The organism is Nonomuraea angiospora (assembly GCF_014873145.1).
Classification (GTDB): domain Bacteria; phylum Actinomycetota; class Actinomycetes; order Streptosporangiales; family Streptosporangiaceae; genus Nonomuraea; species Nonomuraea angiospora.
The window spans coordinates 12,164,934-12,180,772 of record NZ_JADBEK010000001.1 but is presented as its reverse complement, the minus strand read 5'-3'; the positions used below and the strand labels follow the sequence as shown (position 1 = coordinate 12,180,772).

At 71.9% G+C, this 15,839-nt stretch carries 11 protein-coding genes; 3 read left to right on the top strand and 8 right to left on the bottom strand.

Going from position 1 to position 15,839, the window contains the following annotated elements:
- Window positions 1-62 precede the first annotated feature (62 nt).
- Together H4W80_RS55880 and H4W80_RS55875 are read left to right on the top strand one after the other, a co-directional pair.
- Complete coding sequence (locus H4W80_RS55880) at window positions 63-683, top strand: TetR/AcrR family transcriptional regulator (protein WP_192792460.1); 621 nt, start codon at window positions 63-65, stop codon at window positions 681-683.
- Complete coding sequence (locus H4W80_RS55875) at window positions 680-1,753, top strand: acyltransferase family protein (protein ID WP_225964227.1); 1,074 nt, start codon at window positions 680-682, stop codon at window positions 1,751-1,753. Before H4W80_RS55880 ends, H4W80_RS55875 begins: the two co-directional genes overlap by 4 nt.
- Here the strand turns inward: H4W80_RS55875 and H4W80_RS55870 are convergent.
- The 3 genes from H4W80_RS55870 to meaB form a co-directional block, all read right to left on the bottom strand.
- Window positions 1,671-2,123, bottom strand: coding sequence for an acyl-CoA thioesterase (locus H4W80_RS55870; protein WP_192792458.1), 453 nt, complete (start codon window positions 2,121-2,123; stop codon window positions 1,671-1,673). The genes H4W80_RS55875 and H4W80_RS55870 overlap by 83 nt on opposite strands.
- Window positions 2,120-3,874 (bottom strand): AMP-dependent synthetase/ligase, encoded by a 1,755-nt coding sequence (locus H4W80_RS55865; RefSeq protein WP_192792457.1) that lies wholly within the window; start codon window positions 3,872-3,874, stop codon window positions 2,120-2,122. The genes H4W80_RS55870 and H4W80_RS55865 overlap by 4 nt, the downstream gene beginning before the upstream one ends.
- Before the next feature lie 86 nt (window positions 3,875-3,960).
- Complete coding sequence (gene meaB, locus H4W80_RS55860; RefSeq protein ID WP_192792456.1) at window positions 3,961-4,920, bottom strand: methylmalonyl Co-A mutase-associated GTPase MeaB; 960 nt, start codon at window positions 4,918-4,920, stop codon at window positions 3,961-3,963.
- 111 nt (window positions 4,921-5,031) lie between these two features.
- Between meaB and H4W80_RS55855 the strand changes: the two genes are divergently transcribed.
- Window positions 5,032-7,251: a serine/threonine protein kinase gene (locus H4W80_RS55855; protein ID WP_192792455.1), complete on the top strand. Its 2,220-nt coding sequence runs from the start codon at window positions 5,032-5,034 to the stop codon at window positions 7,249-7,251.
- Here the strand turns inward: H4W80_RS55855 and scpA are convergent.
- From scpA to H4W80_RS55830, 5 genes are all read right to left on the bottom strand, one after another.
- Window positions 7,245-9,392 carry a methylmalonyl-CoA mutase gene (gene scpA, locus H4W80_RS55850; protein WP_192792454.1) on the bottom strand — a complete coding sequence of 716 codons (2,148 nt, stop codon included), beginning with the start codon at window positions 9,390-9,392 and terminating at the stop codon, window positions 7,245-7,247. The genes H4W80_RS55855 and scpA overlap by 7 nt on opposite strands.
- A complete protein-coding gene (locus H4W80_RS55845) occupies window positions 9,389-11,119 on the bottom strand; it encodes a methylmalonyl-CoA mutase subunit beta (protein WP_192792453.1) in 1,731 nt (576 codons plus the stop codon). Before H4W80_RS55845 ends, scpA begins: the two co-directional genes overlap by 4 nt.
- Window positions 11,120-11,220: 101 nt before the next feature.
- Window positions 11,221-12,924 carry a peptidoglycan-binding protein gene (locus H4W80_RS64200; protein WP_318787541.1) on the bottom strand — a complete coding sequence of 568 codons (1,704 nt, stop codon included), beginning with the start codon at window positions 12,922-12,924 and terminating at the stop codon, window positions 11,221-11,223.
- An 81-nt stretch (window positions 12,925-13,005) separates the two neighbouring features.
- A complete protein-coding gene (mtnA, locus tag H4W80_RS55835) occupies window positions 13,006-13,944 on the bottom strand; it encodes an S-methyl-5-thioribose-1-phosphate isomerase (protein ID WP_192792452.1) in 939 nt (312 codons plus the stop codon).
- An 18-nt stretch (window positions 13,945-13,962) separates the two neighbouring features.
- Window positions 13,963-15,828: a CASTOR/POLLUX-related putative ion channel gene (locus tag H4W80_RS55830; RefSeq protein ID WP_192792451.1), complete on the bottom strand. Its 1,866-nt coding sequence runs from the start codon at window positions 15,826-15,828 to the stop codon at window positions 13,963-13,965.
- Window positions 15,829-15,839 lie beyond the last annotated feature (11 nt).

Below are 15,839 nucleotides of genomic sequence, written 5' to 3'. Positions count from 1 at the left end.
TGAGCTGAGGGCGCGAAGCGCTGGGCATCGCCGTCTCTGGCCACCTGTGTTAAATTTTGGCCATGCGGTCAGAAAATGAGCCGGACGGCCAGAAGCGGCGGTCGTTCATCGAGGAGGCCAGGCGCGCGCAGATCGTGGCGTCGGCCGTGGAGGTGATCGCCGACGTCGGGTTCGCCCAGGCGTCCCTTGCGCGCATCGCCAAGCACGCGGGCATCAGCAAGGGCGTCATCTCCTACCACTTCGCCGGCAAGGACGAGCTGATGGAGGAGGTGGTCATCCGCGCCTACACGGAGGCCGCCGATCACGTGCTGGCCACGATGGAGGGCGTGGAGGGGGCCGGCGCGCTGCTGCGGACGTACGTCGTCGCCAACGCCGCGCACATGCGCAAGCACCGCTCGCAGATCCTGGCGCTCGGCGAGATCTTCAACAACCTGCGCACCGCCGACGGCAAGCCCCGCTACGGCGTGCGCACCAGTGAGGAGATCTACCGGGGACTGGAGCAGATCTTCAGGCTCGGGCAGCGCACCGGCGAGTTCAGGGACTTCGACCTCCGCGTCATGTCCGTCACGCTGTCGGCGGCCATGGACAGCATGTTCGGCTACTGGGCCGCCTATCCCGACCACGACCTCGAAGCACACGCGCGCGAGCTGGCCGACCTCTTCGAAAGGGCATGCCGGAAATGAAGACCGAACCGAGGACAAGGCTCCACTCGATCGACAACCTGCGGATCGTGCTGACCGCGCTGGTGGTCATCCACCACGCCGCCGTCACGTACGGGAACATCCCCCTGTGGTTCTACACCGAGCCCGCCAAGGACCCGTCGGGGGTCGCGCTCGACATCCTGGTGGTGTTCAACCAGGCGTTCTTCATGGGGTTCTTCTTCCTCATCTCCGGCTTCTTCACCCCCGGGTCCTACGACCGCAAGGGCTCGCGGGCCTTCGTGCGGGACCGGCTGGTGCGGCTGGGCATCCCGCTGCTCGTCTTCCTCGTCCTGCTCCGGCCGCTGGTGAACTTCGGCGGGCTCGCGCAGCGCCCGGACATGCCGTACTGGCAGTACTACCTGGGCTCGTGGGACCCGGGGCCCATGTGGTTCGCCGAGGTGCTGATCGTCTTCGCGCTGGCGTACGCGTGGTGGCGGAGCCGGCGGCCGGCGCCCGAGCCGAGCCCCGCGCCGCTGCGGCCGCGGTCGGTCGTGCTGTTCGTCCTGGGCCTGTCGCTCGCCACGTTCCTGTGGCGGATCCCGGTGCCGACCGGTAGTTATGTGCCGGTGCTCGGGCTGCCGACGCCGAGCTTCCTGCCGCAGTACGTCGCCATGTTCGCGCTCGGATGCGTGGCCTTCCGGCGCGGCTGGTTCGAGACGCTGCCCGCGCGGGCGGGGCACCTGGCGTTCGCCGCGGCGGGCGTGTCGACCGCCGTGCTGCTGCCGCTCTCGTCCATGACCAGCGGGACGGTCAACTCGGCGGTGGTGGCCACCTGGGAGTCGGCCTTCGCGGTCAGCATGATCATCGGGCTGACGGTGCTTTTCCGGGAGCGCTTCGCCGGGCAGGGGCCGCGCGGGAGGTTCCTGTCCGACCACGCCTTCACCGTCTACATCATCCACCCGATCGTGCTGGTCGCCATCGGCTACGCGCTGCGCCCGCTGGAGGCGATCGCGGTCGTCAAGTTCGCGATCATGGCGGTGGTGGCGCTGCCGCTGTGCTGGGGGCTGGCGTACCTGGTGCGGTCGCTGCCGGGGGCGAAGCGGGTCCTCTGAGCATGTCGGGCAGGCGGGCGGGGTGGCCGTCGCGAACGCACACGTACGTGACCGTCCCGACGGCCACCAGCTCGTCCCCGCGCCGCATCGTGAACCTCATGGTGATCGACGTGGTGCCGACCCTGGCCGGCGCGCTCTCCACGGCCAGCACGTCGCCGAGGCGGGCGGGCGCGTGGTGCTCGCACCCGCTCGCCTTGACCACCAGGTCGGCGCCCTCCCGCCGGAGCCGGTCGTAGCCGCCGCGGGCCCCGATCCAGTCGAGGAACGCGTCCTCGATGTACTCGTAGTACCGGGAGGCGTGCATCATGGCCTGGGCGTCGCAGTGCCTCGGCCGCACCGGCAGGTGGGAGATCACGGCGGGATCGCTCACCCGTCGTAGAAGGAGTCGAGGGTCTTGCCGTGGCGCTCTTCGACGGCCTTGCGCTTGATCTTGAGGCTGGCCGTCAGCTCGCCCGTCTCCACGGTGAAGTCCTCGGCCAGGATCGCGAACTTCTTGACCGTCGCGTAGCTGGCCTGGTCGGCGTTGACCTGGTCGATGGCCCGCCCGACCTCCTCGCGCACGCGCGGGTGCTCGCGCAGCTCCTCGGGATCGGACGGCAGTCCCTCGGCCTGGGCCCACGGCTTGACGACGTCCATGTCCAGCGTGACCAGCGCGGTGACGTAGTTGCGCCGGTCACCGTGGACGAAGACGTGCGAGGCGTATGGGCAGGCCGCCTTGATCCGGCCCTCCAGGTACGTGGGCGCGACGTACTTGCCGCCCGAGGTCTTGATCAGCTCCTTCTTGCGGTCGGTGATGCGCAGCCGCCCGGCCTCGTCGAGTTCGCCGATGTCGCCGGTGTGCAGCCAGCCCTCCTCCAGCGCCTCGGCCGTCTCCTCCGGCAGCCCGTGGTAGCCGCGCATGATGCCGCGCCCGCCGATGAGAACCTCGCCGTCGTCGGCGATGCGGACCTCGGTGCCCGGCAGCGGCGGCCCGACCGTGCCGAACTTCACCGACTCCGGCCGGTTGAGGAAGCTGCCCGCCGACGACTCGGTCAGCCCGTACCCCTCCAGGATGGTCAGGCCCGCCGCGTCGAAGAACTCGGCGATGTCCTGCGAGAGCGGGGCGGCGCCGGAGATGAAGAAGCGGATCCGGCCGCCGAACCGGTCGCGGAGCTTGGCGAAGACCAGGCGGTCGGCCACGGCGTGCTCGACCCGGGTGGTGACCGGGACGTCCGCCCCGCGCTGGCGGGCCCTGACGACCCGGATGCCGGTCTGCTTCGCCCAGTCGAAGATGCGCAGCTTGATCCCGCCCTCGCGGCGCACGGTGGCCACGACCGTGTTGTGGATCTTCTCGAAGATGCGCGGCGCGGCGGCCATGAACGTCGGCCTGACGGCGCCGAGGTTCTCGGCGATCTTGTCGAGGCGGCCGTCGATCGCGGTCGGCACGCCGATGTCGATCATGACGACCTCCAGCAGCTTGCCGAACGAGTGCGACAGCGGCAGCCACAGGAAGTGCAGGTCGGACGTGGAGAGCAGGCCGAGCTTGCGGACGGCCTCGGAGACGTAGAGCCAGTTGTCGTGGGTCAGCTCCACGCCCTTGGGGCGGCCGGTGGTGCCCGAGGTGTAGATGAGGGTGGCCAGGTCGTCCTGGGCGATGGCGTCCACCATGGCGTCGTAGTCGCCCTCACCGCTGAGAGAGGCGAGGGTGACCACCCAGCCGTCGTCGCTGGGCGAGCCGTCGACGACCACGACGTGGGTGACGTCGGGCAGCTCCTTCTGGACGGACCTGAGCTTGGCCACCTGCTCGTCGTTCTCGGCGATGACGATCGTGCTGCCGGAGTCGGTGATGACGAACGCCGACTCGGCCGCCGTGTTGGACGGGTAGATCGTGGTCGTGGCCGCTCCGGTCGCCAGCACCGCGAGGTCGGCCAGGATCCACTCGACCCGGGTCGAGCAGAGGATGGAGACCCGCTTGCCGGGCCCCGAGCCCAGCCCGGCCAGGCCCAGGGCCAGCCCGCGCACGCGTTCGCCCACCTCGCGCCACGACAGCGAGGCCCAGCCGTCGTCCGAGGGGAATCGGTACGCCTCGGCGTCGGGGGTCGCCGCGATCCGGTCGCGCAGCAGGGACGGAATGCTGGCCATGCCTGAACCTCCTGGACGGTGTTGACGCCGACTCTAAGAGCAATCCCACCATTTGGGATAGACCAGTGCGCCGCGCGTCTCCCGTCTCAGGGCCGTTTGAAGGCGGACAGGAGCCGGTCGGCCGCGAGCGCGGGGGTCAGCTCGCCCGCCAGGACCTCCCGCTCGACCTCCTCGGTGATCGCCGCCACCTCGGGGTCGTGGCGCAGCTCGGACAGCAGCCGGTCGCGCACCAGCGTCCACGTCCACCCGACCTGCTGCCCGCGGCGCTTGGCGGCCAGGTCGATCGACTCCTGGTGGGTCAGCACGTGCCGCCAGAGCTTGTCCAGCCCGTCGCCGGTGAGCCCGCTGCACGTGAGCACCGGCGGCGGTGTGGAGTCGGAGCGGAGCATGCGCAGCGCGCCCGCCAGCTCCCGCGCCGCCTTCCTGGCGGGCAGCTCGTGCTCGCCGTCGGCCTTGTTGACCGCGATGACGTCCGCGAGCTCCAGCACGCCCTTCTTGATGCCCTGGAGCTGGTCGCCGGTGCGGGCCAGCGTGAGCAGCAGGAACGTGTCCACCATGTCGGCCACCGCGGTCTCCGACTGGCCCACGCCGACGGTCTCGACCAGCACGACGTCGAAGCCGGCGGCCTCCACGACGACCATGGCCTCCCTGGTCGCCTTGGTGACCCCGCCCAGGGTGCCGGAGGTGGGCGAGGGGCGGATGAACGCTGCGGGGTCGACCGACAGGCGGGCCATGCGGGTCTTGTCGCCGAGGATGCTGCCGCCCGTCCTGGTGGAGGAGGGATCGACGGCCAGGACGGCCACCTTGTGGCCCTGCTCGGTCAGCATCGTCCCGAGGGCGTCGATGAACGTGGACTTCCCCACGCCGGGCACGCCGGAGATCCCGATCCGGCGCGCGTGGCCGGACAGCGGGGTGAGCTCGACGAGCAGACGCTGTGCCAGGACGTTGTGGTCGGGCCTGGTCGACTCGACCAGCGTGATCGCGCGGGCGATCCACGTACGGGACCCGGCCCGTACGCCTCGGGCGTAGTCCTCCAGCGAGTGCACCCGGCTTACCCCTTTCTTCCCAGTTGATCAGCCTAAGCTCTGACAAGTCTTGACATTTGCCAGTAGGGTGCTGGAGTTCTAACCTCAGCCGTCACAGGAGTCACTCCCCTCATGCCCAACGTCGAACCCCTCCGCGAGGGCGACCCGGCAACGGTGGGACCCTACCGGCTGGTCGGTCGGCTCGGCGCGGGCGGCCACGGTGTCGTCTACCTCGGCCAGGCCCGTAACGGGACCCCGGTCGCCGTCAAGGTGCTGCGTGAGGGGCTCGCCGTCGACGGCCGCCTCGCCACGGAGATCGCCGCCGCGCGCAAGGTCGAGCCGTTCTGCCTCGCGCAGGTGCTCGACGCCTCGACCAGCGGCAGGCCGTACATCGTGTCCGAGTACGTGGACGGACCCTCGCTCGAGCAGGCCGGCCGGCTCGGCGGGGCGGAGCTGCAGCAGCTCGCCGTGGCGACCGCGACCGCGCTGGACGCCATCCACCAGGCCGGCGTCGTCCACGGGGACTTCAAGCCGGCGAACGTCCTGATCGGGCCCGACGGGCCGCGGGTGGTGGACTTCGGCATCGCCGGGGCGCTCGGCACCGGGGTGAAGGCGACCGGCACCTTCGTCGGCACGCCCGCGTACATGGCGCCCGAGCAGCTCGCCGGGCAGGCGGGCGGGGCGGCGGCGGACGTGTTCGCGTGGGCGTCGGTGATGGTCTCCGCGGCCACCGGGGTGCCGCCGTTCGGGGACGACTCGCTGCCCGCGGTGATCAACCGCATCCTGAAGGACGAGCCGCGCATGGGCGAGCTGCGCGGGCCGGTACGCGAGATCCTGCTGGCCTGCCTGGCCAAGGATCCGGGGGCCCGCCCCGCGATGCGTGACGTGCTGCTGCGGCTGACCGCGCCGGCCCGCCGGCAGACGGCCCCGCACCAGACCCAGCCCCACCGGCCCGATCCCCCGCTGGCGGCCTGGCAGGACACGCCGGACGCCACCCTGGACCAGGACACGCCGCCGCGCCGGGGCCGCGCCCAGGAGCCGGCCGCGGAGCAGCCCGCGGCCCCGCCGCTGCCGCGCAGGACCTCGCGCCAGGGCCACGGCACCGATCCGCAGTCCCTGGGCCAGCCAGTGGCAGGGCAACCCGTGACGGGCCAGCACGTGGCGGGACAGCCAGTGACGGGACAGCCCGTGCCGGGGCAGCACGTGGCGGGGCAGCACGTTGCGGGACAGCCCGCTCCTCCCGCGCATCATGGCCAGGGCCAGCACTTCGACCAGAACACGCCCGCGCACCTCGCCCAAGGCCCGCACTTCGACCAGGGCCCACACTTCGAACATGGTCAGCACTTCGAACAGGGCCAGCACTTCGACCAAGGCCCGCACTTCGACCAAGGCCCGCACTTCGACCAAGGCCCGCACTTCGGCCAAGGCGCGCACTTCGAACAGGGCCAGCACTTCGGCCAGGCCGCGACCGCGCCGCACGGCCAGGGGAGCGCGCCGCACGGCCAGGGGCCGGGGACGTTCCCGATGCCGGCGCCGATCGAAGCCCCGGCTCCCCCCGCCTTCCCGCACCACGCGCCCGCCGAGCCGCCGCCGGGGTTCCCGCCCGCCGAAGGGCCGGGCGCCGAGCAGGTCGTGGCCGAGCCGTCGATGGCCCAGCACTCGGCGCTGGTCGACCTCCTCGTGCCGGGCGAGCCCCAGGCACAGCCCCAGGCCCCGCCCCAGGCGCCCGCGCAGCCCCGGCGGTCCAGGCGGCGCCGGGTGAAGACGGTGCTCATCGCGGGCGTCGCCGGCGTGTCCGTGCTGGCGCTGGCCGGCGCCATCATGTGGCTCACCCCCACCACGCCCACCCCCAAGGCCAAGAACGTCTCCGACGTGACCACCGCGCCCACGACCGAGGCGGCGAGCACCCCCACGACGCGCCCGAGGCGCTCGCGTACCCCCAGGCCCAGCCCACAGAACGACGGCACCCCGAGCCACCTCCCGACGGCGGGATCGACGGCGGACCCGACCGGAAGCCCGACGGCGACGCCCGCCGCCGACCGGCTCAGGCTCGTCTACGTCCGCCCGGGCGGCGCCAAGGACGGCGACTGCTGGACCGGCGGCGAGGTCACGCTCCAGGCGCTGGTGCAGCGCACGGGCCAGCCGCTGACCTTTCGCTACACCTGGTACATCGACAACGTCGCCGTGGGCCGCGCGTCGGCGCTCGTCACCGAGAACGGCCAGCGCTACCTGACCTCGCCGCAGAGCCTCAAGAGCACGGGCGGCGTCCATCGCGTCACGCTCCGGATCACATCCCCGGTCGCCACCCAGCGGACGATCTCCGTCACGATGTGCGACCAGGGAACTTACTGACGGTTTCGCAGCTGGTCGAGCAGGTCGAGGGCGGCGTCGGCGATCACCGTGCCGGGCGGGAAGATCGCGGCGGCGCCCGCAGCCCGCAGCTCGTCGTGGTCGCCGGGCGGGATGACGCCGCCGACCACGATCATGACGTCGCCGGCGTCGAGGTCGGCCAGCGCCCGGCGCAGCGCGGGCACCAGCGTGAGGTGCCCGGCGGCCAGCGACGACACGCCCACGATGTGCACGTCGGCCTCGACCGCCTGCCTGGCGACCTCCTCCGGCGTCTGGAACAGCGGGCCGACGTCCACGTCGAAGCCGAGGTCGGCGAACGCGGTGGCGATCACCTTCTGGCCGCGGTCGTGCCCGTCCTGGCCCATCTTGGCCACCAGGATGCGCGGGCGGCGGCCCTCGGCCCGCTCGAAGTCGGCGCACACCCGGCGGACGCGCTCGATGTTGGCGGAGGGGCCTGACTCGTCGCGGTACACCCCAGAGATGGTACGTACCTGCTCGGCGTGCCTGCCGAACACCCGCTCCAGGGCGTCGGAGATCTCGCCCACGGTCGCCTTGGCCCGGGCGGCGTCCACGGCCAGCTTGAGCAGGTTGTGCTCCAGGCCCGGCGCGGGGTTGTCGGCGGCCTTGGTGAGCGCGTCGAGCGCGCGCTGCACGGCGCCGGGGTCGCGTTCGGCTTTGAGCCGGGCCAGCTTGTCGAGCTGCTGGGCGCGTACGGCGCTGTTGTCGACCTTGAGCACCTCGACGGCCTCGTCGCTCTCGGCGCGGTACTTGTTGACGCCGATCACGGGCTGGCGGCCAGAGTCGATGCGGGCCTGCGTACGGGCGGCCGCCTCCTCGATGCGGAGCTTGGGCAGGCCCGCCTCGATGGCCCTGGCCATGCCGCCGGCGGCCTCGACCTCCTGGATGTGGGCCCAGGCGCGTTCGGCGAGGTCGTGGGTGAGGCGCTCGACGTAGTAGGAGCCGCCCCACGGGTCGATCACCTTGGTGGTGCCCGACTCCTGCTGGATGAGGAGCTGGGTGTTGCGGGCGATGCGGGCGGAGAAGTCGGTGGGCAGCGCGAGCGCCTCGTCGAGGGCGTTGGTGTGCAGGGACTGCGTGTGGCCCTGGGTGGCGGCCATGGCCTCGACGCAGGTGCGGGCCACGTTGTTGAAGACGTCCTGCGCGGTCAGCGACCAGCCGGAGGTCTGGGAGTGGGTACGGAGGCTCAGCGATTTCGGATTTTTCGCATTAAATCCAGAAACCAGCTTGGCCCACAGCAGCCGGGCGGCACGCAGCTTGGCGACCTCCATGAAGAAGTTCATGCCGATGCACCAGAAGAACGACAGCCGCGGCGCGAACCGGTCGACGTCCATCCCGGCGGCGACCCCGGCCCGCAGGTATTCGACCCCGTCGGCCAGCGTGTAGGCCAGCTCCAGGTCGCACGTCGCCCCGGCCTCCTGGATGTGGTAGCCGGAAATGCTGATGGAGTTGAATTTCGGCATCTTCTCGCTCGTATAAGCGAAAATATCCGAAATAATCCGCATCGACGGCGCCGGGGGATAAATGTAGGTGTTGCGGACCATGAACTCTTTGAGGATGTCGTTCTGGATGGTCCCCGCGAGCTGCTCCGGCGCGACGCCCTGCTCCTCGGCCGCCACGATGTAGAGCGCGAGGACGGGCAGCACGGCGCCGTTCATGGTCATCGACACGGACATGCGGTCGAGCGGGATGCCGTCGAACAGCTGCCGCATGTCGTAGATGGAGTCGATCGCCACCCCGGCCATGCCCACGTCGCCGGCCACGCGCGGGTGGTCGGAGTCGTAGCCCCGGTGCGTGGCCAGGTCGAAGGCCACCGACAGGCCCTTCTGCCCGGCGGCGAGGTTGCGCCGGTAGAAGGCGTTGGAGTCCTCGGCCGTGGAGAAGCCCGCGTACTGGCGGATGGTCCAGGGCTGGTTGACGTACATGGTGGGGTACGGGCCGCGCAGATAGGGGGCCACGCCAGGGTAGGTGCGCAGGAAGTCGATGCCCTCGAGGTCGCCGGCCGTGTAGAGCGGCTTGACCCCGATGCCCTCCGGTGTCTCCCACACCTCGCCGGCGTGCGTCGGCTCCTGCGGCCCGTCCTTGGGCAGGGCGTTGAGCGGGATGCCGGAGAAGTCCGGGATCATCGGGTCACCTCCAGGTCGTCGAAGGTCTCGCGGAGCACGGCCAGCGCGTCGCAGCCCGCGTAGAGGTTTCCGTCCACGCCTTCGTACTCCCCCTTCCCCGCCAGCCAGACTTTCCTCGCACCGGCCTTGCGCAGTGCGGTGGCGACGGCGGCGGCGTGCTGGGCGTAGAGCTTGTCGGTCGAGCACAGGCAGGCGACGGAGGCGCCGCTCACGGCGAACGCGGTGGCGATCTGCTCGGGGTCGGCCCCGGGACCGGCGGTCTCGGTGTCCAGCCCGCCCGCCTGGAACAGGTTGGCGGCGAACGCGGCCCGCGCGGTGTGGGCGGCCACGGGCCCGATCGTGGCGAGGAACACCGTGGGCCGCTCGGGCTGCGCGTCGGCCAGGTCGCGCAGGGCCTCGAACTCCTCGGCGTAGCGGATCCGGGGCAGGCCGCCCGTCTCGGAGGCGGCCTGCGCCGGCGTGGGCGGGCGTACGGGCTTCTCGTGCACGTCGGGGAACTCGCTCACGCCCGTGATGGGCAGGCGGCGGTGGGCGACGTCGTCGGCGCGGCGGGCGCGGGTGGCGGCGATCCGGTCCGCCACCAGCCCGCCGGCCCGGGTGATCCCGCCCGCCGCCTCGATCTCCTGGAACCAGGCCCACGCGCGTTCGGCGAGGTCGGCGGTGCGGCGCTCGACGTACCAGGAGCCGCCGGCGGGGTCGATGACGCGCCCGAGGCCCGACTCCTCCAGCAGCAGCGCCTGCGTGTTGCGGGCGATGCGCTGCGAGAAGGCGTCCGGCAGCCCGAGGCAGGCGTCGAACGGCTGCACCGTGACCGCCTCCGCGCCGCCGACCCCGGCGGCGAAGCAGGCCAGGGTGGTGCGCAGCATGTTGACCCAGGGGTCGCGGGCGGTCATCATGGCCGAGCTGGTCACCGCGTGCTGCCGCTGGCCTCCGTGCCCGGCGGCGTCACAGACCTCGGCGACCCTGGCCCACAGCCGGCGGGCCGCGCGCAGCTTGGCGATGGTGGCGAACTGGTCGGCGGTGGCGGCGTAGCGGAACTCGATCTGCCCTAGCGCTTGCTCGACAGAGAGCCCGCCGTCCGTGAGCGCCCGCAGCTCGGCGACGCCCCGGGCGATCGAGCAGCCCAGCTCCTCGGCGTCGCTGCCGCCCGCGTCGTGGAAGGGGGTGGCGTCGACGGTGACGGCCCCGAGTCCGGGGAACCCGTCCACGCAGCGCCGGGCCAGCTCCAGCCCAGGACCCCCTACGGCGGAGGCGCCCAGGTTGCCCCGCACCGCGCTGCCGCGCCCGAACAGGACCTCGGCGGCCTCCCGTACCCGCTCCCCGGCCTCCAGCACGACCGGCGCCAGGTCGAGGTAGACGTCCTTGAGCACGGCGCCCAGCGCGTCCACCGGGATCGCGCCGTCGCCGACGACGAGCCACAGCGAGGTGACCCCGTTCTCCAGGTCGGCCAGCACCGCCTCGGGGTCGGCCACGGCGTGCCGCTGGCGCACGTCCCAGCCTGGGGTGCCGCGGGCCCCGCGCACGTAAGGCGCCTCACCGGGCAGCCCGGGATCGCCGGGCAGGTCGTCCAGGTCGTAGAGCGGCGCGACCGTCACCCCGTCGTAGGTCGCGGTGGACAGCGCCTCCTCCGGCGCCTCCGTCTCGATGCCCGACTTGCGCAGGACCTCGACCGCCAGCGCCCGCCAGCCGTCTCGCGAGATGGACTCGAACCCCGTGGCCAGTTCCATGGTCGGATACTAGGCGCAGCTCCGAAGGCGCGGTAACCCCGGGTCCACCCCAGGATCGGCGTGTCGCCGACCCCGGTCCACCCCAGATTCAGGGCCCAGATTCACGACGCGGGCGCCTCCCACGTCAGCCGCCAGGTCAGGGGGCCCACGACCCCGTCGTCCTCGATGCCCTGCCGCCGCTGGAACCTGCGGCACGCCTCGCGCGACCCGGCGCCGTACGCCCCGTCCACGGCCAGGTCGAAGCCGCGCTTGCTCATCCGCGCCTGCCAGGTGCGCACGTCCTCGCCGTGCATGACCGGCGGATACTTCAGCAGCCGCCCGGGGAACGACGGCGCGTCCGGCTCCGCGGGCGGGGTCCCGCCCGGCCGGGGCGCGCCGCGCCGGATCCAGTCGTAGAGCGGGTCGCCGGGGCAGTCGGTCGAGTAGCCGTCGCGGTGCCCCTTGATCTCCGTGCCCGCGCCGCCCTTGTCGCGCAGGTACTGGACGGCGTCCAGGACCGCGTGCAGCACCCCGTCGGGCGGCTGGACGAGCCCCGCGTTGCCGACGAGCCCCAGCACCGCGTAGTGGCCGGCGTTGAGCCCGGGGCCGTTGGCGGCGGGCAGGTGGTGCAGACCTCGCCCCTCGAACACCTTGCGGTGCGGGCAGGCGACCATGGTGTTGCCGGTGAAGTAGACGGTCCCCTCGCGGCGGGCCAGCCAGCTCTGGTTCTCGGTCCGGGGACACCAGATCCGGCCGCGGTAGGTCTCCCTCCGGATCCTCAGGGCGGGCCGGGGCATGACGGAGTGCCGGCGCCGGATCGTGGTCAGCCACATGCCGGTCTCGGGCAGGCGGCTCATGGCCGCTCCCGACCCCGACAGCAGCGCGGCGAACATGTACGCCTCCGCCGCCGCCCGGTCCTCGCGGGCGAGCCTGTCGCGCCCGGCGTCGCCCGCCGTCAGGGAGGTCTCCAGGAACAGGGCGAGCTGGGCCCGGGTCAGTGACAGGAGGAACGCGTACCCCGGCACCCTGCCGGGCGCCACCTCGACCAGTTGCCGTCCGGCGTCGGCCGGGAGCCGGAACTCGACGAGATCGTCCTTGGCCGTCTCCCTCCAGCGGGACGCGCCCCCAGCGGGAGGGCCGAAGACGCCGTGGAGCGCGGCGCGGACGCGCATGAGCTGCGCCGGGTCCCGCCGCGACCGGTGGATCGCGACGGCGCCCGCGCTCGACTCGCCCCCGGCCGCGAACCACGCGACCAGCTCCACGAAGGCGTCCGACCACTTCGGCTCGGCCGGCAGGTCGGCGCAGGGCGCCGCGACCGGGATGCGGTCCCGGTGACCGATGGTCTCGGTGGTCACCCACAGGCGCCGCGTGTCCTCGCCCGCCTGGCGCTCGACGGGCCAGCGGTGATGGGGGGTGGTCAGGGAGGAGTGGGCGGGCCCCTCCATCCGGATCATCTCCCGCTCCATCGCCGGGAACACGCACACCTCCAGCACGGGCTGCCACTCGGACATGCCCGTGCCGTGGTCGAGCGTGAGCGCGACGTCGCCCGCGCGCAGGTCCCGGTACGACTTCCACCCCTGCCGGGTGAGGAGCTCGGTCTCCTCGTCGACGCAGTAGCCGATGTCGATCCAGCCGTTGTCGTCCATGTGGAACGCCTGGATCGAGCGCACCAGCGAGACGCACCCGCTGTGGTCGGAGACGATGCCGGGGTCGACTCTGCCGCCCGTGTAGTGGACCTTCACTCCCTTGGTGGAGTCGAGCTGCGTGTAGTCGCCGCGCGGCGGGCGGGCGTTCCAGTCTTTGCGTAACACCAGGTCGATGGCCACGGTGAGCTCCGAGAGTCGCTGTCGAGACCACCGAGCGTAACGCGGAGCATGCGGACAGGTCCTGAAGTTGGGTGATTTTACCTAGGGTCTGATCACCCGCTTGTCCGTCACGATCGCGGTGATGAGATCGTGCGGCGTCACGTCGAAGGCCGGGTTCAACGCCTGGGTGCCCTCAGGCGCCACGCGTACACCTCTGACCGTCACGACCTCGTCCGCCCCTCTGTCCTCGATCTGGATGTGCTCGCCGGTGGGGGTGTGCGGGTCGATCGTGGACTCGGGCGCGACCACCACGAACGGCACCCCGGCGCGCTCCGCGCCGAGCGCGAGGGCGTACGAGCCGATCTTGTTGGCGGTGTCGCCGTTGGCGGCGATGCGGTCGGCGCCGATGAGCACGGCGTCCACCTCGCCCTTGGCCAGCAGGTACGGCCCCGCCGAGTCGGCGATGAGCCGGTGCGGCGCCCCCATCCTGGACAGCTCCCAGGTGGTGAGCCGGGCGCCCTGCAGCAGCGGGCGGGTCTCCATCGCGAGCACCTCGGCCAGCCGCCCGCGCTCGTGGAGCGTCTGCACGACGCCGAGCGCGGTGCCGCGTTCGACGGCGGCCAGCCCGCCGGTGTTGCACACGGTCATGATCCGCAGCCGGTCGCCTTCGAGCAGGTCGGCCCCGCGCTCCCCCATGGCCACGCAGGCGGCGATGTCGTCGTCGCGCACGCGCAGCGCGGCCGCGAGCACGGACTCGCGGCCTTCCCGCAGGTGGGCGGCGGCCCGGTCGACGCCCCACGCGAGGTTGACGGCGGTGGGCCGGGCGGCGCGGAGCCGGGCGATCCGCGCGGGGTCGCCGTCGGCCAGCACCACGCCGAGCGCCCCCGCCACGCCCAGCGCGGGCGCGCCGCGCACGGCCAGCCGCCGGATGGCGTCCACGAGTTCGTCCACGGTGTGGATGCGCAGCGTCACGCACTTGTCGGGCAGCAGTGTCTGGTCGACGAGCTCGACGGCGCCGTCCACCCAGTCAATGGTCCTCACACGGCAAACTGTACGTTTTCAGCGCTCGGCGAGGACGATCACCGAATCGCCGTGGTTCAGGACGACGGGCTCGGACTTGTCGGGATTGAGGACGATGCCGTAGTGCGGCGGGTCGTTGCGCGCCAGGGCGTTGCGGTAGCCGATGGCGGTCTCGCCCCTGCGCCTGGCCGACTCCACGACCGTGGCGAAGTGCACGCGCGTCCCCGTCTTGACGTAGGAGGCGGCGGGCCTGGGGTAGATCTCCGAGCCGCGCGAGTCGAACAGGTAGCCGAACACGTCCGCCAGGTGCCGGTTCTCGGCGAGCTGGGCGAGCAGCAGGCCGATGACGGTGTCGCTGATCACGATGTCGTCGGCCTCGGTGACCTCGGCCAGGGCCCGGTTGTTCTCGTCGTGCATCTCGCTGACGATCGAGTAGTGCTCGCCGAGCGTGCTCTGCATGTCGCGGAGCTGCAGCAGCGTCATGAGCGTGCGCGTGTCGGCGTGGTGGGCGGCGAAGCGGTCGTCGGAGAGCACGATGACGTGCTGGAAGAGGCCGACGCCGAGGGACTCCAGGGCGTACCTGTCGGTGGTGTCGCAGTCCTTGACGTTCACGGTGAGGTTGCGCAGGCCCGCCAGGCCGGTGCCGGCCTTGGGGTGGTCGGCGGCGATCTCCAGCACCGAGCCGGGGGCCACGTAGCCGTCGAGGTAGCGGACGATCTGCTCGGCCCGGCCGTTCCAGTTGAGCAGGAGCGTGCGCTCGGGCTCGGTGGGCGGCGCCTGCGCCTCGACGATCGCGGACTCCTCCATGGACGGCTTGCCGGCGGCCAGGCGGATGTGGGAGTCGTCGTGGGCGATGACGATGACCTCGTCGTCGGCGTTGACGACGGTGTCCATGGGCGGGTTCAGCACGACGCCGGTCGGCCGGCGCAGGCCGATGACGGAGGCGGTCTGGTAGGCGTGCAGCGCCTCCCCGTACGTGACGCCGACGAGCTTCTTGGGCGTGCGCAGGTAGATCTCGCCGCCGTCGAAGTTCAGCAGGTCCATGCAGACGACGGACATGCCCGACTGGCGCGAGGACTGCACGATGAGCCGGGAGGCGGTGTCGTCGGAGTCGACGAGGTGCACGTCCTCGCCGCCGGCCAGGCGGGCGGCGGCGATGTTGCGGCTGGAGGCGAGCCCGGCGACCACCGGCGGGTGGACGCCGCGCCGCTTGGCCAGCGCGAGCAGGATCTTGATGACGTGCGCGTCCGGGTCCTCGCCCTCGGGCGAGAGCACGACGATCGAACGGGCGGTGGCCAGGTTCATCAGCGCGAGGTCGCGCGGCTCCGTGGGCCGCCCGGTGCGGCAGACCAGCCGGGTCCTGCCGAGGTCCCCGACGGCCTCGCGGATGTCGTCCTCCATGGCCAGCTTGTCGCGGTCGGCCAGGACGGCGATGACCGAGCCCTTCTGGCTGGCGTGCGCCTTGACCAGCTCGGCCACGATCGTGAACACCTGGTCCGACCAGCCGAGGACCACCGTGTGGCCGGACTCGACGATCCGCGAGCGCCCCCTGCGCAGGCGGTCCACCTTCTGCTTGAGCCCGTTGGACAGCAGGCCGACGAGCATGCTGACGACGAACAGGCCGCCGATCGACCCGGCGAACATCACGGCCATGTACGCGGTCGAGCCCTTGTCACTGGCGAGCTTGCCTGGGTTCAGCGCGTGCATGAGCGCGATCCAGAGCACATGTCCGGGGCCGTTCACACCGTCGGGCTCGTTCGGCGCCAGCCAGAGCGTGAGCCCGGCCACGACCACGATCAGCCCCACCGACACCACGGCCAGCCAGCCGATCAACGAGGCGGTTCCCCTGGACATGGTGTTGTCGAACCAGTAACGCGCCCGTTCACGGAACGTCGCCTTCGACACTTCCCCGATAC

Coding starts and splice junctions, on each gene's coding strand:
- H4W80_RS55880 (WP_192792460.1), top strand. CDS start 63: ATGCGGTCAGAAAATGAGCCGGACGGCCAGAAGCGGCGGTCGTTCATC.
- H4W80_RS55875 (WP_225964227.1), top strand. CDS start 680: ATGAAGACCGAACCGAGGACAAGGCTCCACTCGATCGACAACCTGCGG.
- H4W80_RS55865 (WP_192792457.1), bottom strand. CDS start 3,874: ATGGCCAGCATTCCGTCCCTGCTGCGCGACCGGATCGCGGCGACCCCC.
- H4W80_RS55855 (WP_192792455.1), top strand. CDS start 5,032: ATGCCCAACGTCGAACCCCTCCGCGAGGGCGACCCGGCAACGGTGGGA.
- scpA (WP_192792454.1), bottom strand. CDS start 9,392: ATGATCCCGGACTTCTCCGGCATCCCGCTCAACGCCCTGCCCAAGGAC.
- H4W80_RS55845 (WP_192792453.1), bottom strand. CDS start 11,119: ATGGAACTGGCCACGGGGTTCGAGTCCATCTCGCGAGACGGCTGGCGG.